We start from the raw sequence: 285 nt of genomic DNA, 5'->3' as shown, positions 1-285 counted from the left end.
ATGATGCGGGTGCAGGAGGCGGCCAAACAGGGCGAGAAGCTGTGGGAATCCGGCCAAAGCAGCGGAATGAATGATTTTGCAGATCAGGTATTGAATATCATCAGGGGGTGTGCCCTCGAACTGATCGATTCCATACCTGAGGCAGCCCTGTGGAATCAGCAGTGGTCTGAAGCTCTGGATCTGGCTGCCGAGTTTGTCAATAAGCAAGGTGAGTGGCTTTTCCGCAGATGCCTTGAACTCTGGGGCGAGGAGGCCCTGGCAGTGCGGGAGCGCATCGAAGAGGCC

The 285-nt window shown here is 56.5% G+C and carries 1 protein-coding gene; it reads left to right on the top strand.

Annotated features, from left to right (window positions below):
* The coding region (locus B2633_RS14445) for a hypothetical protein (protein WP_483171432.1) at positions 1 to 285 on the top strand (285 nt) is incomplete at both ends.

The sequence above is a fragment of the Syntrophomonas sp. UBA1041 genome (assembly GCF_002316705.1).
In the GTDB taxonomy this organism is placed as follows: Bacteria; Bacillota; Syntrophomonadia; order Syntrophomonadales; family Syntrophomonadaceae; genus DTU019.
The sequence above is the reverse complement of the archived record's forward strand: the minus strand, read 5'-3'. Positions and strand labels throughout refer to the sequence as shown.